Source organism: Streptomyces iranensis, from assembly GCF_017874715.1.
Classification (GTDB): domain Bacteria; phylum Actinomycetota; class Actinomycetes; order Streptomycetales; family Streptomycetaceae; genus Streptomyces; species Streptomyces iranensis.
Map to the genome: position 1 here is coordinate 237,183 of NZ_JAGGLR010000012.1, position 20,435 is coordinate 257,617.

The window sequence follows — 20,435 nt, forward strand, 5'->3', positions numbered from 1 at the left end:
GGGGTCAGCTCTCCTCGTCCTCCACGAGCGCGAGCAGCGGCCCCCGCTCGTTCTCGGGGACGTAGCCGGCGTAGTACTCGTAGAGCTTGCGCCGTGAGATGCGTGCCGCCGCCAGGCCGTCCCCCGTGCGGATCGCCTCGAGCACCTCCTGGTGGTGACGGAGCGACTCCCGCATGAGCGCCGCGCTGTTGTGCGCATGGGCGACCTTGTCCGAGATCAGCGCGAGGACGGCGCCCCTGACCACCTGGTTGCAGACCTCGATGAGGGAGTTGCGGCTGGCCACGGCCACCGCCTCGTGGAACGCGACGTCGGCCTTGCTGAACTCCTCGTACCCCTCCTCGATCGCCTCCGACATGACGGCGATCGTCCGTTCCATGGCGGACAGCTCCTCCTCGGACCGCAGCCGGGCCGCCAGCGAGCTCGCCGACCCGTCGAGGATCATGCGGAACGAGATCAGTTCGGCCATCGACACATTGTCGAACTGGACGAGCCGGGTCATCTGCTTGGTCAGGCCGGCCGACGAGTAGGGCAGGATCTCCGGGCCGTTCGGGTCACCGGGGCGCGAGCGGACGAGGCCGTCGCTCTCCAGCACGCGCAACGCCTCGCGCACCGTGGGACGGCTGGCCCCGAACTGCGTCACCAACTCCCTTTCGCTCGGCAGCCGTTGGCCGGGCTTCAGGTCACCGCGCACGATCGCCTGCTCGATCTGCTCGACGATCCGCTGGTAGAGCCGTACCGGCGAGACCTGCCGGAACTGTGCCCCGTCGCTCAAGGCTTCTCCCCTTCGGGCGTGGTCGATGTCGTCTTCTCCTCCGTGAGCGCCCCATCGGCGTCGTCCGGCCAGTGCGGGACCGCCTCGGCAGGCCGGTTCCGTTCGTACCATGCCGCCGCCCTCAGGACGCCGAGATCGTCGAAACGCCGGCCCGCGATCTGCACCCCGATGGGACGGCGGTCCGCCGTAAAGCCGCAGTTGACGGTCGCGGCGGGCTGGCCCGACATGTTGTACGGCGCGGTGAAGCCGATGTGGGCCATGGTCTTCTCGTCCCCCGGGAAGGGCATCGGCTGCTCGGCGGCGAACGCCGCCACCGGCGCCACCGGCGAGAGCACCAGATCGTACGGCAGCGTCGCCGCCACCGTCCGCGCCTGGATGCCCATGATCTGCTGGTAGCACTGGAGAACCCTGGTGCCCGGCACATCGGCGCCCCCCTGACACCACCGGATGATGTGGGGGTGGACGCGCAGCCGGGCCTCGGGCTCCAGGGCGCGGAAGTCGTTCCAGGACCGCACCCGCAAGAACAGATCCAGGTCGTCCAGGAGCTCTTGGGTCATGAACCGCCCGACCGGCTCCACGATGGCTCCCGCCGCCTCGAAGACCGCGGCCGCGCGGTTCACCGCGGCGAGGATCTCGGCGTCGCACGACTCCCCACAGCCGGCGTCCAGGTGCACTCCCACCCGCAGTCCGCGCATCTCGCCGTCCAGCGCCGACCAGTCGATGTCCTGTGGCGGCAGGCTCGTCCAGTCCCGGGGATCGGGCCGGCTCAGGACACGCATGAACAGGGCCGCGTCCGCCACGGTACGGGTCATGGGACCCGCGGCACGCCCCAGGTACGGGGCGTCCAGCGGGATCCGGCCATAGCTGGGCTTGAGCGTGGCGAGGCCCAGCCAGGTGCCCGGCAGCCGGATCGATCCCCCGATGTCGGTGCCGACGTGGAGCGGACCGTATCCCCCGGCGGCCGCGGCCCCCGCGCCGGAGCTGGAACCGCCCGTCGTCCAGCCGGGGTTCCAGGGGCTGCGGGTAATGCCGTGCCGACTGGAGACACCCGAGGAGAGCATGCCCCAGTCCGGCATCACGGTCGACCCGAGTATCACCCCGCCGGATTCGACGACCCGCGCGGTGATGGGCGCGTCCGCCTCGGGCACGACCGGTTCGGTACCCGCGTTGCCCGAGGGCATCGGGACGCCCCTGCGGGCGACGTTCTCCTTGAGCGTCACGGGCACGCCGTCGATGAGCCCGAGCGGTTCCCCCGCCGCCCATCGGGCCTCGCTGGCCAGGGCCGCCTTGCGGGACGCGTCCGGATCCCGCGCCCAGAACGCGTTGAGCACACCCTCCCGCGCCTCGATCACCGACTGGACGGCGTCGTGGACCTCGACCGGCGACAACGTGCCGTCGGCGAATCCGGCCAGCATCTCGACGGCCGGCATGGTGGCCAGGTCCTGTTCCGTGCGCACTCTCACCCTCCTCCTCCCCCAGCTGCCGCTGGGCGGTGCCCCTCGTCATTCCCGCGGCGTTCGAACCCTTGACAGGAACAACTTCAGTCGTCACGGTACCTGGCAAGTGAGCTTACTGGTCAGGCCAGTGATAACGGAAGGTGGCGTCCATGACGCGGGACACCAAAGTCGTGCGGCTCGCGGTCATTCCAGGAGACGGAATCGGCCCGGAGGTCGTCGCGGCGACCGTGCCCACGCTCCGGGCGGCGCTGGAGGCCGACGGACACCGGCTCGACGTGACCTCGTTGGACTGGGGAGGTGAGCGGTTCCTCCGGCAGGGCGCGGCGATGCCGGCCGACGCGGCCGACCTCGTCAAGCAGACGGACGCGGTGTTGTTCGGCGCCGTCGGACGACCCGATGTGCCGGAGCACGAACTGATCTGGGGCCTGATCATCGGCCTGCGGCAGCAACTCGACCTCGCCGTGAACCTCCGCCCGGTCCGCGCCTTCCCCGGCGTTCCCACCAAGGTGCGCGACACCGATGGCGTGGACCTGGTGATCGTGCGCGAGAACACCGAGGGCGAGTACGTCGGCGCCGGCGGGGTGGCGCACGCCGGGAGCGGACACGATCTCGGCATCGAGGTCGCCGTGCACTCCCGTCGCGCCATCGAGCGGGCGGCACACCATGCCTTCGCCCTGGCCGGCCGCCGGTCGGGGCGGCTGTGCCTGGTGACCAAGTCCAACGCGATGCGGTACGGCTATCCGCTGTGGGACCGGGTGGTGCGCGAGGCCGGCGAGCAGTACCCGCAGGTCGAGCTGGAGACCGTGCTGGTCGACGCCATGGCCGCCCGTATGATCCAGGCTCCGCGCTCCCTCGACGTACTGCTCACCAGCAATCTGTTCGGCGACATCCTCTCCGATCTCGCCGCGGTGCTGGCCGGCGGTATGGGCATGGCGCCCAGCGCCAACGTCCTGCCGGGCGCGGATGTGCCGGGCATCTACGAACCCGTCCACGGCTCCGCTCCCGACATCGCCGGGAAGGGCCTGGCGAATCCGGTGGCCTGCATGCTCTCCGGCGCGATGCTGCTCGACGACCTCGGACACACCGGCGCGGCCCGCCGCGTCCGCGACGCGGTGGCGGACGCCTTGCGGGATACCAAGCACCACACGGCCGACCTCGGCGGCAACGCCACCACGGCGGACGTGGCATCAGCCGTTCTGCACGCGATGGAAGGCCAGGAATAGAACGTATGAGACATCACAGGCGGCCGACGCGAGGTACCGGGGCGATCGCAGCCACGCTCGCATGCCTGCTGCTGGCATCCTGCTCGGCCGGTTCCACGGCAACCGGCGGCAGTGCGGGGAAGAATTCCCTGAACATCGGCCTCACCGCCGAGCCGGCCAACTTCGACTTCACCAAAACCGCGGGTAACGCCATTCCGCAGGCACTGCTCTACAACGTCTACCAGAACCTGGTGAAGCTGGACCAGTCCGGCAGGATACAGCCCCAGCTGGCCACGTCGTGGAGGCTGTCCAAGGACCGCAGGACGTACACGTTCCATCTGGTGAAGAACGCCACGTTCAGCAATGGCGCACGGTTCACGGCCGAGGACGCCAAGTTCTCCATCGAACGCGTCAGTTCCGACTGGACGGTGGCGCAGAAGTCCCAGATGGACGTCGTCGACACGGCGCGGGCGGTGTCGCCCACCGAACTGAAGGTCACCCTGAAAAAGCCGAGCAACGACTGGCTGTACCGGATGACCACCCGCGTCGGCGCGATGTTCAGCCGGACCGGCGTGAGCAAGCTGGCCACTGAGCCCGTGGGCACCGGCCCGTATGTGGTGAAGAGGTGGAACCGCGGCGACTCGATCACGCTGGCCCGCCGTGATGGCTACTGGGGGCGCGAACCGCACTTCAAGTCGGTCACCCTCAAGTACTTCAAGGATCCGACGGCCCTGAACAACGCGCTGCTCACAGGCACCATCAACGTGATCAACGATATGCAGTCCCCGGATACGCTGTACCGGTTCCAGAACAATCCGAAGTACAAGGTCATCGAGGGCTCGACCAACTCCGAGGTGGTCCTCTCCCTCAACAACAGCTCGGGCCCGATGCGGAACCGGAAGGCCCGTCAGGCAGTCCGCTACGCCATCGACCACAAGGCCCTGATGGACACCTGCTGGGCAGGCCGAGGCAAGCTCATCGGCAGCATGGTCCCTCCGACCGACCCGTGGTACCAGAACCTCACGAACCAGTATCCGTACGACCGGGACAAGGCCAAGAAGCTCCTCAAGGAGTCCGGCGAAGCCGGCCATACGTTGCGGCTGCGCATTCCGACGCTGCCTTACGCCATCGCGTGCGGCACCGTGGTCAAGAGTCAGCTCGAACAGGCCGGTTTCAAGGTCAAGCTCGACCAACTGGAGTTCCCCGCCGCCTGGCTGAGCACCGTATTCAAGAACGCCGACTACGACATGTCCATCATCGGCCATTTGGAGCCCCGCGACATGCAGACGGTGTTCGGGGGCAAGGGCTACTACACCGGCTACGACAACCCTGAATTCCGCGCGTTGCTGCAGAAGGCGGACCAGGGCACCAAGAAGGAGCAGATCACCTACATGCGGGCGGCTGCCCGGCTTCTGTCCAAGGACGCCGCGGCCGACTGGCTGTTCCTGCTGCCGATGCTGACGGTGGCGGACAAGGACATCACCGGCCTGCCGGTGAACTACGTCTCCGAGTCAATGGATCTCACCGGCCTGGGCCGGTCATGAAAGGCGGCCTCAACCGATGATCGTCCGTCTGGTCAAGCGGATCGCGGTCCTCCTGGTCAGCCTTGTCGTGAGCTCCGTGCTGGTGTTCGCGTTCATGGCGGTGCTGCCAGGGGATCCGGCCCGCGTCGCCCTCGGCACCAGCGCCTCGGAAACGGCGGTGGCGCAACTTCGCGAGCAGTTCGGGCTCGACCGGCCGTTCGTGGCCCAGTACCTCAGCTGGGTACACGGACTGGTGACCTTCGACCCGGGCACCTCCTACATCTCCCACACGGAGATCGGCCCACAGCTCGCCGACCGCCTCCAGGTCACCCTGTGGCTCGTCGGCGCCGGCATGGTGCTCGCCTGCATCCTGGCGGTCCCCATGGGCATCCTCATGGCCGTCCGGCACCGCAGGCCCTCCGGGCTCATTCTCTCGGCCCTGTCCCAAGCCGGCGTGGCCGTCCCGGCCTTCCTCGCGGGCATCCTCCTGATCACCGTGTTCGCGGTGGGGCTCGGGTGGCTTCCGGCGAACGGCTGGACACCCCCGGCGCAGGATCCGGTCCTGTTCCTCAAACAGCTGGTGCTGCCCGTGCTGTCCCTCGGAATGGTGCAGGGGGCAGTGCTCACCCGCTATATCCGCAGCGCTGTGCTCGATGTCCTCCGGGAGGACTACCTGCGCACCGCTCGCGCCAAGGGACTTCGCCCGATGCGGGCGCTGGTGCGGCACGGTCTGCGGAACGCGGCGGTGCCCGTGGTCACCGTCCTGGCGTTGCAGCTCGCCACGCTGCTGGTGGGCGCCGTCGTCATCGAACGGGTCTTCGTCATCCCCGGGCTCGGGAGCCTGCTGCTGGACAGCGTCTCCAACCGGGACCTCATCGTGGTGCAGGACGTGGTCATGATCATCGCAATGGCGGTGCTGCTCGTGAACTTCTTGGTGGACACCATCTATCTGATGATCGACCCGCGGCTCAGGGGAGGCTCGTCATGACTGTTCTGGACACGGAAGCGGCCGTCGCGTCCGCGGCGCCCGACGACCGCCGAAGGCGCCGCCCGATGACGGGCAGCCTCTTGGTGGGTGGTTTCATCGTCATGGTCGTGTTCGGCCTGGCGCTGCTGTCCTTCGTATGGACTCCGCACGACCCGACTCTGGTGAACCCCTCGGCGCGGCTGGAGAAGCCGTCGCTGGAGTACTGGTTCGGCACGGACAAATTCGGCCGCGACGTGTTCAGTCAGATCCTGATGGGCTCGCGCACCACGCTGTTCGTCGGCTTCGTGGCGGTGGGGGTCGCCGCCGTGGTCGGAGTGCCGCTCGGTATCGTCGCCGGAATGGCGCCCGGCTGGCTCGGTGAGCTGCTGATGCGCGGCAACGACCTGCTTCTCGCCTTCCCGGCGCTCCTGTTGGCAATCATGTTCGCCGCCGTGTACGGCGCCAGCACCCTGGTCGCGATGGTCGCCATCGGCATCGCGTCCATACCCCATTACGCCCGGTTGATCCGCGGCGGCACGCTGCAGGTCATGAAGGCCGAATACGTCGTCGCCGCGCGCGCGGCGGGCCGCGGGCCGTTCTCGATCGGCCTGCGGCACGTCCTGCCCAACGTCAGCAGTCTCGTCATCGTGCAGGCGTCGGTCGGCTTCGCCATCGCCGTACTCGCCGAAGCCGCGCTGTCCTTCCTGGGCTTCGGAACCCCGCCCCCCACACCGTCCTGGGGCCGGATGCTGCAGGAGAGCCAGGAGATGCTGTCGGTCGCCCCCCGGCTCGCCGTGTTTCCGGGCATCGCGATCGCGGTGGTGGTGCTCGGATTCAATCTGCTCGGTGACGGCCTGCGCGACCGTTTCGACCCCAAGCTGGAGGACCACCGATGACCCCGGCACCTGACACGGCACCTGCCACGGCATCGGCTTCCGGGCAGGGCTCCCCCGACCGCCCCGATGATGTACTGACCGTTCGGAACCTCGGCGTCACGGTGGGCGGCCGCAAGCTCGTCGAAGATGTCGACTTCACCATCCGGGCCGGCGAACGGGTGGGCCTGATCGGTGAGTCGGGGTCGGGCAAGTCGCTGACCGCGCTGAGCGTCATGGGCCTGCTCCCCGATGGGCTCCGGGCCACGGGTTCGGTACGGCTCGCCGGAGTCGGCCACGACCTGGTGGATGCCGATGAGGCGCGGATGTCCCGGGTGCGGGGCAAGGAGATCGCCATGGTCTTCCAGGAGCCCATGACCGCCCTGAACCCCACGATGAAGGTCGGGCGGCAGATCGCCGAGGTGCTGCTGGTCCACCGGACCAGGCCCGACCGCGCGTCCGCCCGTGCCGCCGCCGTGGACCTGCTCGCCCAGGTGGGGCTCCCCGATCCCGCGGCCGCCGTGGACGCCTATCCGCACCAGTTCTCCGGAGGCCAGCGGCAGCGGGTGGTGCTGGCCATCGCCCTCGCGAACGACCCCGCGCTCCTGGTCTGCGACGAACCGACCACCGCGCTCGACGTCACGGTGCAGGCGCGGGTGCTCGACCTGATCGTGCGGGGCGTCCAGGACCGCAGGTCGGCCATGCTCTTCATCACCCACGACTTGGCCGTGGTGGCCACCGCCTGCGAGCGGGTCATGGTCATGTACGGCGGGCGGGTGGTCGAGTCCGGGCCGGTCCAGGAGGTGTTCACGCGCCCCCGGCACCGCTACACCCGGGGTCTGATCGGCGCGTCGGACCTGACCGCTGTCGACGACCGCGGCCGGCTGGCCACGATTCCCGGGTCGGTTCCGCCGGCGGGCCGGTTCCCCGCCGGATGCGTGTTCAGAAACAGGTGTGCTCACGCGACCGAGGCATGCGCCACCCGGCCGGACTGGGTGCCGACCGGACCGGACTCCGGCTACGCCTGCTTCCACCCGGTGGCCGAGAGCGGCGTACGCGGGACCGCCGTACCTACGAACCAGGAGGCCGGCCGTGGCTGAGCAGCCGACCAGCGCTCCCCTCGCGCCCGGACCGCAGACCGGCCCGGTGGACGCCATCAGCGTCCGGGACGTCACACGCGACTACCGGCGGCCCCGTGCCTCGGTGCGCCGCCCCAGCCCGCCGGTGCACGCCCTGCGCGGCGTCAGCTTCGCCGTCCCCCAGGGGCAACGGTTCGGCATCGTCGGCGAGTCGGGGTGCGGCAAGTCGACCCTGCTGCGGATCCTCGCCGGCCTCGACCAACCCACCAGCGGTAGCGTCGCGATCGACGGCCGGGACATCACCGGGCTCCGGGAGAGACAGCTGCGGTTCGTCCGCGAGCGGCTCCAACTCGTGTTCCAGGACCCGATGAGTGCGCTGGACCCGCGGATGCGCGTCGGCGACATCGTGGCCGAGCCGCTCGTCGCGCAGGGGCACCGGCACCGCAAGGAGCGGGTGGCCGAGTTGCTCGAGGCCGTCGGCCTGCGAGCCGACGCGGCGAACCGGTATCCGCACCAGTTCTCCGGTGGCCAGCGGCAGCGCATCTCGATCGCGCGCGCCCTCGCCCCCCGTCCGAAGATCATCGTGGCCGACGAGCCGGTGAGCGCCCTGGACGTGTCCGTACGGGCCCAGGTGCTCAACCTCATCGCCGACCTCGTCGACGAGCTGTCCCTCACGCTGGTCTTCGTCTCCCACGATCTGTCCGTGGTCCGCCATGTGTGCGACCGGGTCGCGGTCATGCACGACGGGCAGATCGTGGAGACCGGGTCCACCGAGCAGGTGTACGAGGACCCACAGCATTCCTACACACGCAGGCTGATCGCCGCCGCTCCGACTCTGGACAGGGCACTGTCCGGAGTGTCGGCGGCCGACCTCAACCGGGAGTAGCGACCGTGACCACCCATGTCAAACCCGCCGTCGGCGAATCCCCCGTGGTGGGGGAGTTCCCCGAAGGTCTTCCCATCGGCGACCACTGGGTCGAGGCACCGGCCACCGAGGACGTCCGCTTCCCCTACGACGGGACGCTCGTCGCCCGTGCCCCCGTCGGGGACACCGGTCTCGCACGGCAGGCGGTGGACGCCGCCCTCGCGATCCGCGAACAGGTCGGACGGCTCCCCTCGCACACCCGCAGGGCGGCGCTGCTCGCCACGCACGAGGCAATCGCCTCCCGACGCGCGGACTTCGAACGGCTCCTGGTCCTGGAGACCGGCAAACCGCTGGTCGACTGCCGGGTCGAGGTGGACCGCACCCTGTTGACACTGCTGACGGCGGCCGAGGAAGTGGCCCGGCTGCACGGGGAAACCGTGCCGCTGGACCTGCTGCCGTCGGGTGAGGGGCTGCTCGGCTTCTGGACCCGCAAACCGATCGGCGTGGTGGTGGGCATCTCGGGCTTCAACTACCCGCTGCTGCTCGCCGCGCACAAGCTCGCGCCGTCGCTGGCCGCCGGCTGCCCGGTCATCGCCAAGCCCGCCCCGCAGACCCCGCTGGCCACCCTGTGGCTGGTGCACCTCCTCCGCGAGGCACTGCGCGCCGCCGGCGCGCCGCAGGCCGCCGTCCAGCTGGTGACCGGCGGCCCCGAGGTGGGCGTCGCGCTGACCACCGACCGCCGGATCGGGGCGGTCTCCTTCACCGGTTCCGCCGCTGTGGGCCACCAGATCGCCCGGGACGCGGCACCCACCAAGGTTCTGCTCGAACTCGGCTCCAACGCCGCCTTGGTGGTGGCCGCCGACGCCGACCTCGACGCCGCCGCCGACGCGGTGGTACGCGGCGGGTACTACGGGTCCGGCCAGGCGTGCATCAGCGTGCAGCGGGTCATCGTGGTGGACTCGGTGCGGGAGGAGTTCGTGGCCCGCTTGACGGAACGAGTGGCCCAGGTGACCGTGGGCGACCCCCGCGACCCGGCGACGAGAGTCTCGGCACTCATCGACAAGCGGTCGACCGAGCGCGTGTGCGCGTGGGTGGAGCAGGCAGTGGAGGCGGGTGCGTCCCTGGCGGCCGGAGGCGGGGTCGCCGACGGGGTGATCGAGCCCACCGTGCTCGTCGACGTGGACCGCGCCCTCGCCGTCTGGGACGAGGAGGTCTTCGGCCCCGTGGTCGCGGTGCGGTCCGTCCCCGATCTGGACACCGCCCTCGACCTGGTCAACGACTCGCGCTACGGACTCCACGCGAGCGTCTACACCAGCGCCCTCGACACCGCGTTCGCCGCTCTCGACCGCCTGGAGGTGGGCGGAGTGGTCATCAACGAGGTTCCCGGATTCCGGTCCGATGTCATGCCGTACGGCGGTGTGAAGGACTCCGGGGCCGGACGGGAGGGCCCGAGGTTCGCCATCGAAGAGCTCACCGTCACCCGTATGGCAGTGATTCGCCCGACCACGAAGAAGCCGTGAGGACCACCTTGCAAGCACAGGACCACACCGATGCGCTGGACGCCTACTCACGCCTGTTCCGGCTCGACGGCCGCAAGGCCGTCGTGGTGGGCGCGGGCAGCGGAATCGGCCGCGAGAGCGCCCTGGCTCTCGCCGCACACGGCGCCACGGTGGTGTGCGCCGACCGCGATCCGACGGCGGCCGAGGAGTCGGCGTCGATGGGCCCCGGCCTTGTCGCATACACCCTCGATGTGCTCGACGACGAGGCGGTCGCACGGGCCGCCGAGGAGATCGGGCCCGTCGACGTGCTCGTCTTCACCGCCGCCACGAATGTGCGCAAGCCCCTGCTCGACTACACGGCGGAGGAATTCGAGCGGGTCGTGGCGCTCAATCTGCGCGCGTCCTTCGACCTGGTGCGGGCGTTCGGCCGTGGCATGGCCGAGCGTGGCGGGGGAAGCATCATCGGCTTCAGCTCGATCCGCGCGGTGGCCGTCGAGCCGGGGCAGGGGGTGTACGCGGCCACGAAGGCCGGCCTCGTCCAGCTGCTGCGGACCGCTGCGGCCGAGCTGGGCCCGTCGGGTGTGCGGGTGAACACCATCGCCCCGGGTGTCGTGGACACCCCGCTGACCGCGCAGATCCGGGCGGTGCCGGAGTGGTCGGAGGCCTACGCCAGCAAGAGCGCCCTGGGCCGCTGGTCCCGCGCCGACGAGTTGGCCGGCGCCGTCGTCTACCTCGCGTCGGACGCGTCTTCCTTCGTCACGGGGAGCCAGCTCTTCGTGGACGGAGGCTGGACGGCGATCGACGGACGCTTCACGCCGCCCAACTGACCGGACGCCGAAGGGCCCTTGCCCGCCGATCCGGCGCGGTTCACCCCCGGAAGAGAGCCGGAAGCCGTCAAGGGTCCTCTTGCCTTCGACGGGCAGAGCTTCCTCTTGACGGCCCACGGTCGACGACGCCGCGCAGCGGCGAGGGTGAAGGTCGCGCACCGCGAAATCGGACTCGGCGCGAACGGCACGGTCTGCTCTCCCTGGCGCACGCTCCGTGGCGTGAAATCGGACGGTTCTCCGTGCACGAGCCCGACGACACAGGGTGCCGCCCGCCGGCATCAAGGTCCCCGTCACCGTCAGAGAGCCCGGGATCAGCAGGCACCCCAGCGATGCCGGCGGCGGTGGCGTGCGGGTGGGCCGACGGATGCGCAGCGGCACCACACCCAGCGTCGGCACGACGGCCTTGGGCAGGCTCATGAGTCACCGGATCGGGTACCGGCCGGGGATCAGCACACCGAGATGTTCGAAGTGGTGCTCGACGAAAGGCAGGCGGCTGTCCTGCCGCGACGGACCCCCTCCCGTAACGCCCGCGGGCCGCGGTGCCAGGGGCAAGGCACCGTCGGCCGGGGGCGGGCTGTCCGCCGAGCGGCGGGAACGCTGATTCCTCCCGCGGGTCGCAGCGTCAGGCTCGGGCGAGCGGGGCGTCGGCGCTGTCCGCCGCTCGCCCGGGGGGAACGTCGGCCAGACCGTGGTTCAGCTCCAGTGCGTGCGCCACGCGGATGACCACCCCGTCATCACCGTGGCGGCCCGCGAGCATCATGCCGACCGGTAGACCGTCGACCAGACCGGCGGGGACGTTCAACGCGGGGTGCCCGGTGTGGTTGAACGCACAGGTGTTCGCGATGAGTTCGGGGTCGAGGGCCAGTTCGGTCAGCTCGACCACCGAGGCGTCGGCATCGGGCAGCGGCGGCGCTGTGGTGCGGACGGTGGGCAGGACGAGGACGTCGACGTCCTCGAGCAGCTGGTCGTACTGGTGACGCAGGCGTATCGCCAGGTTCTGCGCCTTGGCGTAGTAGTGGCCGCCGTAGACATCCCACAGGTGACCGCCGACGGTCGCCGCGTATTTGACGCTGGCGAACAGCAGATCGGAGTGGAGCGCCCGGCCGCGGGCCGCCGTCAACGCCACCTCGGCGTCGTAGAAACCCTTGCCGGGCAGCCCGATCCCGTTGCCCTTCAGCATGAACTGCGCCCCACCCTGCAACAGCACCGAGGAGTGGATGTCCATCGCGTAGGAGTGCAGCGGCGCCGAGACGTCGACGATCTCGGCACCGAGCGAGGCCAGCAGCGCCACGCGCGCCCGTACGGTCTCATCAACGGCGCTCTGCGCCTCATCGGCGGTGAATCCCTCCGCGAGCACGCCCACGCGCAGCCCCCGCAGCGAATCCCCCAGCATTTCGCCGTATGCCGGTACGGCGGTCTGCGACCGCTGGCGCGGGTCGAGACCGCCGTCGAAACCCGCGATCACTTCGAGCAGCGCCGCGAGGTCCCGGGCGGTCCTCGCCATCGGCCCGACGTGGTCGACGCTGGGATCAATCGGCAGGCAGCCGGTGTACGGCACCAGGCCGTAGGTGGGCTTCAGCCCGTAGATACCGCACTGCGCAGCCGGGATCCGGATCGAACCGCCCTGGTCGGCGCCGATTCCGATGTCACAGGCACCACTGGCGACCAGTGCCGCGACGCCGCTGGAGGAGCCTCCGGCGGATCGGGAGGTGTCCCACGGGTTGCGGACGAACCCGTCGGCGGAGGAGACACTCGCACCCGACAGACACAGGTCTTCTGTCGTCCCGATGCCGGTGATCCGGCCGCCGTCGTCAAGTACCCGGGTGACGATGGTCGCGTCGTAGGAGGGTGTATGTCCCCGCAGCAGCCGGGACCCACCGCCCATCGGAACGCCGGCCACCGGGATCATGTCCTTCAGCGCCACGGTCCGGCCCGCCAGCCGCCCGGTGGCAGCCCCTCGCACATCGCAGCGGACCGCCCACGCGTTCAGCGGATTGTCCTTCGCGTCCGGCCGCTGCGAACCCGCCCTGGGGTAGCGGACCGGCGGTTGGTGGCCGCTCACCTCATCCAGCCGCTCACACGCCCGGAGCGCGCCCTGTCCGAGGGTGAGCATCATCCGAAGCTCGTCGTCGTCCATGGTGAGCCCGGCGTTCTCCGCGGCTCGCCTGACCGCGTCGAGGGAAAGTGGCGCAAGTGTCATCGCTGCTCCTTTGGATGGCTGGAACTGGAGGAGGTGAGCGGGGGCGAATCAGTCGATTCGCTCGAAGGGTTCCTCGCCCTCTTCGTCCGGCGCGACCGTGAAGACGAGCTTCTCGAACCTTCCGGTGAACGCGAATTCGCCGTCATAGCTCGGTGAGGAGGGCGACAGGGTGTCCCGGCCGACGTCGAGGCCCTGCCATCCGAAGAAGTGCGGGAGGACCCGCGGAATGACCTCCTCGCCGACCGGCCTTCCTGACACGTACAGGTGTCCAACGCCCTGCATGTCACCGGTCTTGACGAATTCGAAGGTCAGCTCCGCCGGGCCGGTCGGGAGTTCTTCCTCCGAGGTCACCGTGTACCGGGTGCCGAGGAAGTTGTACTCGTAGACCAGCCGGTTGTCCTTGACGTACAGGACGTATCCGCTGCTGATGTTGCCCAGGGACACCAGGACACCCTCGTCCGACGCGGTGGCCCTGTCGACGGACGCGGTGATGCGGTGTGCGCGGTTCATCACCGGTGGCACCGCGGCACCGGGCAGATGGGCCATCCCGGGGTAGTAGGTAAAGGTGGTGCGCTTGCGCGGAGAGCCGGGACGCGGAATCTTCGCCCGGGGGGCGAATCCTTGGTCGTCCAGCGGCAGCACATCGTATTTCCCCGCTTCCACCCAGAAGCGGGAGATCATCTTCTGTAGTTGCTCGGGCCGCGTCTGCGCCAGATCGTTGCATTCCGAGAAGTCGGTGTCGTGGTGATAGAGCTCCCACTGGTCCGCGTCGAAGGACGTTCCGCGTTCGTGGTAGGCGACGGCCTTCCAGCCGTCGTGCCAGATCGCGCGGTGCCCGAACATCTCGAAGTGCTGGGCATCCTTGCGCGTCGGCGCGGTCGGCGAGTCGAAGGTGTAGCCCATGCTGACACCGTGGATCGGCATTTGCGGGACGCCGTTGTAGACCGCGGGAGCTTCCAGACCGAGCAGTTCGAAAAGGGTCGGGGCGATGTCGGTGACATGGTGGAACTGCTGCCTGATCTCGCCGGTACGCGGCAGCCCCCGGGGCCACTGCACGATGAGCGGGCAGCGGACGCCGCCTTCGTGGGTGTTCTGCTTGTAGCGCTTGAACGGCGTGTTGCCCGCCTGTGCCCAGCCCCAGGGGTAGTTGGCATGGGCGCGTGTGGTGCCGATCTCATCGATCCGCGCGAGCATCTCCTCGAAGTCCTCGGGCAAACCGTTCTGATATGCGGTGGGGTTGAGCGAACCCTGCTGCCCGCCCTCCTGGCTGGCCCCGTTGTCCGAGAGCAGGATGGTGATGGTGTTCTCCATCCGGCCTATCCGCTCCAGGAACTCCATGAACCGGCCGATGTGGTGGTCGGTGTGGTCGACCATCGCCGCGTAGGCTTCCTGAAGGCGTGCGGACAGCTTCTTCTCGTCGTCCGGCAGCTCGTCCCAGGGAAGGACCCCGGGGTTGTGCGGCGCCAGTTCGGTGCCGGCCGGCAGGATCCCCCGTTCGATCTGGCGGGCGTGCCGGGTGGCGCGCTCGGCGTCCCAGCCGTGGTCGAACCGGCCCCGGTACTTCTCCAGGTATTCCTGGGGGGCCTGGTGCGGGGCGTGCGCCGCACCGAACGCCATATACATGAAGAAGGGTTTCTCCGGAGTGACCGACGTCTGGTCCCTGACGAATTCGATCGCCCGGTCGACGATGTCCTCACTGAGGTGATAGCCCTCTTCCGGGCTCTTCGGCGGATCCACGGCGTGGTTGTCGTGGAACAGCTCCGGATAGAAACTGTCCGTCTCGGCTTCCAGGAATCCGTAGTAGCGCTCGAACCCGCGGGACAGCGGCCACTGGGTGTACGGCCCGGAGGCGGTGGTCTGCTCCATCGGCGCCAGGTGCCACTTGCCCACGGCCATGGTGTTGAAGCCGGCGTCGCGCAGCACCTCGGGCAGTATCGCGGCGGACTTGGTGATCTGACCGCGGCCGCTGGGGAAGCCGGTGTCGAAGTTGGACAGCATGCGCATACCCACGGAGTGGTGGTTCCGGCCGGTCAGCAGGGAGGCACGGGTCGGCGAGCACAGCGTGGTGGTGTGGAAGTTCGCGTAGCGAAGGCCGCCGGTCGCGAGGGCGTCCATGGCCGGGGTGTCGATGTCCGAGCCGAAGCAGCCGAGGTCGGAGAAGCCGACGTCGTCGAGCACGATCACCACGACATTGGGCGTGTCCTCGGGGGGCGCCTGCTGATCGGGCCACCACGGGGTCGACTCCTCGTAGGTCGTGCCGATCTTGCCTTGGAAAGTACCGTTCGCGGACGGCGGACGCGGAGAGGCGTTGGTCATCCAGGACGCTCCTTTGCATGGAGATTCGGACGTGCGCTGTGCCGGCAGCGGTCCGCACTCATGACATCTGCTGAGCGGCGCGGCGGTCGGACAGGCGGAGTCCGAAGACTTGACGCGGCCGACAGGCCGTCCCGAAGAAGACTCCAGTTAACTGGTCTTACCAGTAGGTTGGGTGCAAGTTTGGCCTGCTCATGCCCCGGTGTCAACCATGTGTCGACCACAACCACCCGATGTCTGAGCGTCCCTCTCCGGGTGGCGGTTCGCCTGCCGACCCGCCCCTCACCAGGGCCGATCACCGCGCCGTCCCGCCGCAGCCCCGCCCCCTGAGGGCGGAGGCGGTCGAGAGCGATCCGTCAGGGTGACGGGGGAAGGTCCGCCGCGCAGCGGAACCCCATGTGCCCGGTGCTGCTGTCCGGTGTGTTGGACGTGCGCGCGGCGACGCGGTAGCGGTTGCAGTACGACGCGTGGCACAGATAGGAGCCGCCGCGGATCACCTTCGCCTCGCCGGTGGGAGGTCCGGCCGGGTCCCGGCGGGTCTCCGGCCGGTCGGCCGCGTGCCATGTGGCGCTCCACCAGTCCGAGCACCATTCCCACACATTGCCCGACGTGTTGTACAGGCCGAGGTTGTTGGCTCGGTAGGTCTTGACCGGCGCGGTTCCCAGATACCCGTCGTCACCGGTGTTGACCTGCGGGAACTGCCCCTGCCAAATGTTGCAGCGGTGCTGTCCCCGAGGCAGGAGCTCATCCCCCCAGGGGTAGCGGGCGCGCTCCAGACCGCCACGCGCCGCCATCTCCCACTCCGCCTCCGTGGGCAGGCGTTTGCCCGCCCACGCCGCGTAGGCGGACGCGTCGCGCCAGGAGACGTGGACGACGGGGTGGTTCGACAGCTCGGTCCATGACGACCCCGGTCCGTAGGGGGCCCGCCAGCACGCACCGTCGACCGCGAGCCACCAGGGCGCCTCCGCCACCGTGCCCTCGCGCACCATGCGCCGGGCATCGGGGTGGACGAGCGCATAGAACACGAAGGACCAGCCGTAGCGCTCGGCGTCGGTCCGGTAGCCGCTGCTGCGCGTGAACGCCGCGAACTGCCGATTGGTGACGGCGGTCGCGTCGATGAGGAACGGCGACAGCCGCACCTCCCGGACCGGGCCCTCACCGTCCTCAGGGAACGCGTCGGCGTCGTCACCACCCATCGAGAACGTCCCTCCGGGGATGCGCAGCATGGCGCGCAGCCCCTGCGCCCGGTCCCGCTCCGGGGCCCGTACCCGCACGGCGGACGCTCCGGGAATCTCCTCGCCGCCCCCGGACGCGGGGGCACAACATGCGCCTGACATCGTTCCTCCGACCGCTGTTCCTCACCCGGCTGACCACACATTCTCTGTCGGATCGAGCGTACGACCCGCCGTGCCCGCCTCGGACCGGCGGGAGGACCAGGCTTGGACGGCCTGCCCCCGGGGCCGTGCGGTTAGCATCTGCGGATGGCTCACAACGGCAGGAAGCCCGCGCCCCGACGATCGATGAGGACGCGCACCCTGAGGTTCGGCCTGTACGCGGACGAGCAGGGACTGGCATGGGTCAGGGAACTCGTCGAGGCGGCTGTGGGCTCCCGTAGCGCCCGGATCGTCGGTGAGTCCGTCGCGCACACCTTTCCCGGGAGCGAGCTGACGACCGCCGACGTGTACGACCTGCTGGCGGAGCAGTGGGCCGTGGAGCACCCTGGTCGGAGCAGTGGGGCGCGGGAACCGGTCGAGCTGCGCGTCCACTTGGTGTGTTCCCTGCGGACGTGGCGGGCGATCCGCAAGACAGTGATCAAGGCCTTGTGCCCGGAGGGCACGGCGCCGCACGTCTGCCGTGTTCCCTGGATGGCCGCCTGAGCCGCTTCACGGCCAACCGCTTTGACAAAACGGAACGCCGCTCCGTACATTAATCGGAACGACGATCCGTTTTCGGCGCTGCCCGAAGCCGGACGCTCCTGACCGCCTCATCCGCCCCGGCCGAACGAGACCGGCGGCAGAGGCCATCGAAGGGATACGCACACCTCATGAGTGAATCGACGTACGCGGCCGGCGCATTCGGCTCGCCCACTCCCGTCCTCTCGGTCAGCCCGGTGGTGCTACCCGCTCCCGGCCGCGCCGTAGACCTGGAAGTGCGCGTCTCCGCGCCCGTGACCGGGGGCGATCTGCCGGTCATCCTCCTGTCGCACGGTCAGGGCTACTCGAACCACCTCTCCTCACTGAACGGATACGCCCCTCTCGCCAACTTCTGGGCCGCACACGGCTTCGTCGTGATCCAGCCCACCCATCTGAGCTCGCGGACGCTGGCCCTGGACCCCAACACCCCGGGCGCGCCGCTGTTCTGGCGATCGCGGGCCGAGGACATGACGCGCGTCCTCGACCAACTCGATGTGATCGAGGCCGCCGTTCCACAGCTCCTCGGGCGCGTTGAGCGGAGCAAGGTGGCCGTGGCCGGGCACTCGATGGGCGGGCACACCGCGAGCCTGCTGCTGGGCGCCCGGCTCACCGATCCGGACGACGGAACGGAAGTGAACCTGGCCGAGCCCCGGATCACGGCGGGTGTGCTGCTCGCCGCGCCCGGCAGGGGCGGCGATGCCCTCACCGAGTCCACGGCCGAGAACTTCCCCTTCTTCCTGACCACGGACTTCGCCAAGATGACCACGCCCGCGCTCGTGGTCGCGGGCGACAAGGACGCCTCTCCCCACCTGACGGTCCGGGGCCCGGAGTGGCACACCGATCCGTACTTCCTCTCCCCCGGCCCCAAGTCCCTGCTCACGCTGCACGACGCGGAGCACGGGCTCGGCGGGGTCTCCGGCTATGACGTCGCCGAGACCACCGACGAGAGCCCCGAGCGCGTGTCCGCGGTCCAGCGGCTCACCTGGGCCTACCTCCGTACACAGCTCAGCCCCGGGGATTCCGCGTGGCAGACGGCGTGCGACGCGCTGGCGGCCGGCCCCAGCCCGCTCGGACGAGTCGAATCGAAGTAGGCCGGGATCAGCGGAACCAGACCAATACGGGGACGCGGATCTCGCGGAGTTCGGGGAGGACGACGTACTCGAAGACGACCGGCTCGCCGCCGATCTGCAGGCTGTACCGGGCGCCGAGGTCGTCCATGGGGTCGCCGGGGGGCTGTCGGTCGCGGTCGATCGCACCGCCGACTTCGAGAGCGAGCGCGCTCAGGAAGTTCACCACCTTCTTGGAGAGGTCAGGTGGCATGTCGAGCAGCGTCCGGGCGGGGATCTCCTCGGTCCACGCCGTCCAGCCGCCGCGCGGCCGGGGGTTCATCGGGTGATTCCCTCCAGCCGGTCGGCGAGGTCGTCCACGGAGACCAGGCGGGTGCCGGCGGCGGCGTTGGAGCGGCTCTCCGCGGCGCCGGGGGCGCGGTCGAGCATGGCCGCCTTCCACCACTTGCGCATGACGCCCGGAACGGTTTCCTCTTCGGCCGCCAGCACCTCGGCATAGAACTGGGCCCGGTTCGCTCCGGTCAGCGCGTCGCCGATGCCGTTGATCGTGTTCGGGATCGCCGGGATCCTGCGGTCGGTGGGGTGTTCGGGCTGTGCGCTCATCTCCGAGTTCCCTTTCCCGCATCGGGTGTGACGGTCGGCGACCCCCGGTCGAGACGCCTTCGCTCGGGCCATTCTCTCGCAGGACGCGTGCTCTATGGGGCGTAGTGGGAGATCAGGTTAGCCGGTGGGCCGCTCCGCCGTTGACGCAGCTCGTGGCCCGCTCCCCCGCCGGACGGCTCGGCCGCGGCACCGTACGGCCCGGGGCGGCCCCGGCCACCGCTTCGCCCACATTCGCCCACAGAGGAGAAGCGGCCCCGTACCGCACCGTGGCGGCACGGGGCCCGCGGCCTCAGCGAGCGCTGCCCAGGTCTCGGTCGGCCTCGGCGCCCTCGAGCATGAGGGTGGTCTCCTCGATGCGGCGGAACCGCCCGTCAGGCGCGAACTCGGCGAAGAGGTAGACCTCGGTGCGCACGGTGGAGCCGTCGGTCTTGACGACGTCGATGACATGACGGTCCGCGTACAGGTCGCCCTGCGCGAGCTCGTCGAGGACCTGGACCGACCCGTCGGCGACGATCGTGCGCAGATGGGCGATGTGGGCCATGAACTCACCGCGGTCGTCCCAGCGGCCGTCGGTGCGCTGGCGGTAGTCGGGGGCGAAGTGCCGGTCGGCGGCCTCGGCCAGTTCGAGACCGGGCGTGAAGAGCAGGTCGGTGAGGGCGGTGGCGATGTCGGTACGGGAGGTGGGGGTGGGGGTGGAGGTGGCCATGACGGTGCCCTTCGGTTTCGGAGGTCGAAACTGCGTGCGTCGAGCACGCAGTTGCACTGTACCGCATATTGCGTGCGTCGCGCACGCTAGACTTGAGGCCATGCCGACCGACGTGGGACACGAGATCGCCGACGCGCTGGGAACGCTGCTCAAGCGCAGCACCCGTGAACAGATCTACCGACGCCTGACCGAGGGCCTGGGCGAGGCCGTGGACGAGGTCACCTACCCCGTGCTCAGCGGGCTCGCCCGCACCGGCCCGCGCAGCGCCGCCGGTCTCGCCGACGAGATCGGCCTGGACCGCTCCGGCGTCACCCGCCGCGCGACCCGCCTGGAGGAAGCCGGTCTGCTACGCCGCGAGCCCGACCCCGCCGACCGGCGCGCCACACTGCTCGCCCTGACCGAAGCCGGGCGGGCGGCGATCGAAACGACCCGGCAGCGCCTCGCCGCGCATATCGAGGACTCCCTCGCGTCCTGGCCGCCCGGCGAAGCGCAGACCTTCGCCCGCCGGCTGCACCGCTTCGTCAACCACGGGCCCTTCACCGGATAGGCCGGTCGGTCGCGAACGTCTCG

Annotated in this window: 19 protein-coding genes; 11 read left to right on the forward strand and 8 right to left on the reverse strand. The window is 69.7% G+C overall.

The annotated features are described in order from the left end of the window. Nucleotides 1–4: 4 nt before the first annotated feature. Together J2Z30_RS23305 and J2Z30_RS23310 are read right to left on the reverse strand one after the other, a co-directional pair. Nucleotides 5–772 (reverse strand): FadR/GntR family transcriptional regulator, encoded by a 768-nt coding sequence (locus J2Z30_RS23305; protein WP_044580377.1) that lies wholly within the window; start codon nucleotides 770–772, stop codon nucleotides 5–7. Continuing rightward, nucleotides 769–2,229, reverse strand: a complete 1,461-nt coding sequence (locus J2Z30_RS23310; RefSeq protein ID WP_209468798.1) for an amidase — start codon at nucleotides 2,227–2,229, stop codon at nucleotides 769–771. The genes J2Z30_RS23305 and J2Z30_RS23310 overlap by 4 nt, the downstream gene beginning before the upstream one ends. Before the next feature lie 149 nt (nucleotides 2,230–2,378). Between J2Z30_RS23310 and J2Z30_RS23315 the strand changes: the two genes are divergently transcribed. From J2Z30_RS23315 to J2Z30_RS23350, 8 genes are read left to right on the forward strand one after another with little or no spacing between them, the layout of a single operon-like run. After that, nucleotides 2,379–3,452 carry an isocitrate/isopropylmalate dehydrogenase family protein gene (locus tag J2Z30_RS23315; protein WP_044580375.1) on the forward strand — a complete coding sequence of 358 codons (1,074 nt, stop codon included), beginning with the start codon at nucleotides 2,379–2,381 and terminating at the stop codon, nucleotides 3,450–3,452. 5 nt (nucleotides 3,453–3,457) lie between these two features. Beyond that, nucleotides 3,458–4,975: an ABC transporter substrate-binding protein gene (locus J2Z30_RS23320; protein ID WP_044580374.1), complete on the forward strand. Its 1,518-nt coding sequence runs from the start codon at nucleotides 3,458–3,460 to the stop codon at nucleotides 4,973–4,975. A gap of 16 nt (nucleotides 4,976–4,991) precedes the next feature. Continuing rightward, nucleotides 4,992–5,942, forward strand: coding sequence for an ABC transporter permease (locus J2Z30_RS23325; RefSeq protein WP_044580373.1), 951 nt, complete (start codon nucleotides 4,992–4,994; stop codon nucleotides 5,940–5,942). Beyond that, a complete protein-coding gene (locus J2Z30_RS23330) occupies nucleotides 5,939–6,817 on the forward strand; it encodes an ABC transporter permease (RefSeq protein ID WP_209468799.1) in 879 nt (292 codons plus the stop codon). Before J2Z30_RS23325 ends, J2Z30_RS23330 begins: the two co-directional genes overlap by 4 nt. Continuing rightward, nucleotides 6,814–7,893 carry an ABC transporter ATP-binding protein gene (locus tag J2Z30_RS23335; protein ID WP_044580372.1) on the forward strand — a complete coding sequence of 360 codons (1,080 nt, stop codon included), beginning with the start codon at nucleotides 6,814–6,816 and terminating at the stop codon, nucleotides 7,891–7,893. Before J2Z30_RS23330 ends, J2Z30_RS23335 begins: the two co-directional genes overlap by 4 nt. Beyond that, nucleotides 7,886–8,758: an ATP-binding cassette domain-containing protein gene (locus J2Z30_RS23340; RefSeq protein WP_078957195.1), complete on the forward strand. Its 873-nt coding sequence runs from the start codon at nucleotides 7,886–7,888 to the stop codon at nucleotides 8,756–8,758. Before J2Z30_RS23335 ends, J2Z30_RS23340 begins: the two co-directional genes overlap by 8 nt. A gap of 5 nt (nucleotides 8,759–8,763) precedes the next feature. Beyond that, nucleotides 8,764–10,257 carry an aldehyde dehydrogenase family protein gene (locus tag J2Z30_RS23345; protein WP_078957194.1) on the forward strand — a complete coding sequence of 498 codons (1,494 nt, stop codon included), beginning with the start codon at nucleotides 8,764–8,766 and terminating at the stop codon, nucleotides 10,255–10,257. Between the two features lie 8 nt (nucleotides 10,258–10,265). After that, nucleotides 10,266–11,063 carry an SDR family NAD(P)-dependent oxidoreductase gene (locus J2Z30_RS23350; protein ID WP_044582534.1) on the forward strand — a complete coding sequence of 266 codons (798 nt, stop codon included), beginning with the start codon at nucleotides 10,266–10,268 and terminating at the stop codon, nucleotides 11,061–11,063. A 622-nt stretch (nucleotides 11,064–11,685) separates the two neighbouring features. Here the strand turns inward: J2Z30_RS23350 and J2Z30_RS23355 are convergent. The 3 genes from J2Z30_RS23355 to J2Z30_RS23365 all read right to left on the reverse strand — a co-directional run bounded on the left by J2Z30_RS23355 (nucleotide 11,686) and on the right by J2Z30_RS23365 (nucleotide 16,913). Then, nucleotides 11,686–13,263 carry an amidase gene (locus J2Z30_RS23355; protein ID WP_052701901.1) on the reverse strand — a complete coding sequence of 526 codons (1,578 nt, stop codon included), beginning with the start codon at nucleotides 13,261–13,263 and terminating at the stop codon, nucleotides 11,686–11,688. A 48-nt stretch (nucleotides 13,264–13,311) separates the two neighbouring features. Then, on the reverse strand, nucleotides 13,312–15,579 hold the full coding sequence (locus tag J2Z30_RS23360; RefSeq protein ID WP_044580371.1) for an arylsulfatase: 2,268 nt from the start codon (nucleotides 15,577–15,579) through the stop codon (nucleotides 13,312–13,314). Between the two features lie 353 nt (nucleotides 15,580–15,932). Continuing rightward, entirely contained in the window at nucleotides 15,933–16,913 is a 981-nt protein-coding gene (locus J2Z30_RS23365) for a formylglycine-generating enzyme family protein (protein WP_107073450.1), read from the reverse strand. Nucleotides 16,914–17,096: 183 nt separating this feature from the next. Between J2Z30_RS23365 and J2Z30_RS23370 the strand changes: the two genes are divergently transcribed. Both J2Z30_RS23370 and J2Z30_RS23375 read left to right on the forward strand, forming a co-directional pair. Beyond that, complete coding sequence (locus J2Z30_RS23370; protein ID WP_044580369.1) at nucleotides 17,097–17,453, forward strand: hypothetical protein; 357 nt, start codon at nucleotides 17,097–17,099, stop codon at nucleotides 17,451–17,453. A 167-nt stretch (nucleotides 17,454–17,620) separates the two neighbouring features. Further along, on the forward strand, nucleotides 17,621–18,580 hold the full coding sequence (locus J2Z30_RS23375) for an alpha/beta hydrolase family protein (RefSeq protein ID WP_044580368.1): 960 nt from the start codon (nucleotides 17,621–17,623) through the stop codon (nucleotides 18,578–18,580). 7 nt (nucleotides 18,581–18,587) lie between these two features. Here J2Z30_RS23375 and J2Z30_RS23380 read toward each other — a convergent pair whose 3' ends face one another. The 3 genes from J2Z30_RS23380 to J2Z30_RS23390 form a co-directional block, all read right to left on the reverse strand. After that, a complete protein-coding gene (locus J2Z30_RS23380; RefSeq protein ID WP_044580367.1) occupies nucleotides 18,588–18,878 on the reverse strand; it encodes a hypothetical protein in 291 nt (96 codons plus the stop codon). After that, complete coding sequence (locus J2Z30_RS23385; protein WP_044580366.1) at nucleotides 18,875–19,159, reverse strand: hypothetical protein; 285 nt, start codon at nucleotides 19,157–19,159, stop codon at nucleotides 18,875–18,877. The genes J2Z30_RS23380 and J2Z30_RS23385 overlap by 4 nt, the downstream gene beginning before the upstream one ends. Before the next feature lie 289 nt (nucleotides 19,160–19,448). After that, on the reverse strand, nucleotides 19,449–19,865 hold the full coding sequence (locus tag J2Z30_RS23390; RefSeq protein ID WP_044580365.1) for a nuclear transport factor 2 family protein: 417 nt from the start codon (nucleotides 19,863–19,865) through the stop codon (nucleotides 19,449–19,451). 100 nt (nucleotides 19,866–19,965) lie between these two features. On the opposite strand from J2Z30_RS23390, the gene J2Z30_RS23395 reads away from it, so the two are divergent. Beyond that, complete coding sequence (locus J2Z30_RS23395) at nucleotides 19,966–20,412, forward strand: MarR family winged helix-turn-helix transcriptional regulator (protein WP_044580364.1); 447 nt, start codon at nucleotides 19,966–19,968, stop codon at nucleotides 20,410–20,412. The last annotated feature ends 23 nt before the right edge of the window (nucleotides 20,413–20,435 follow it).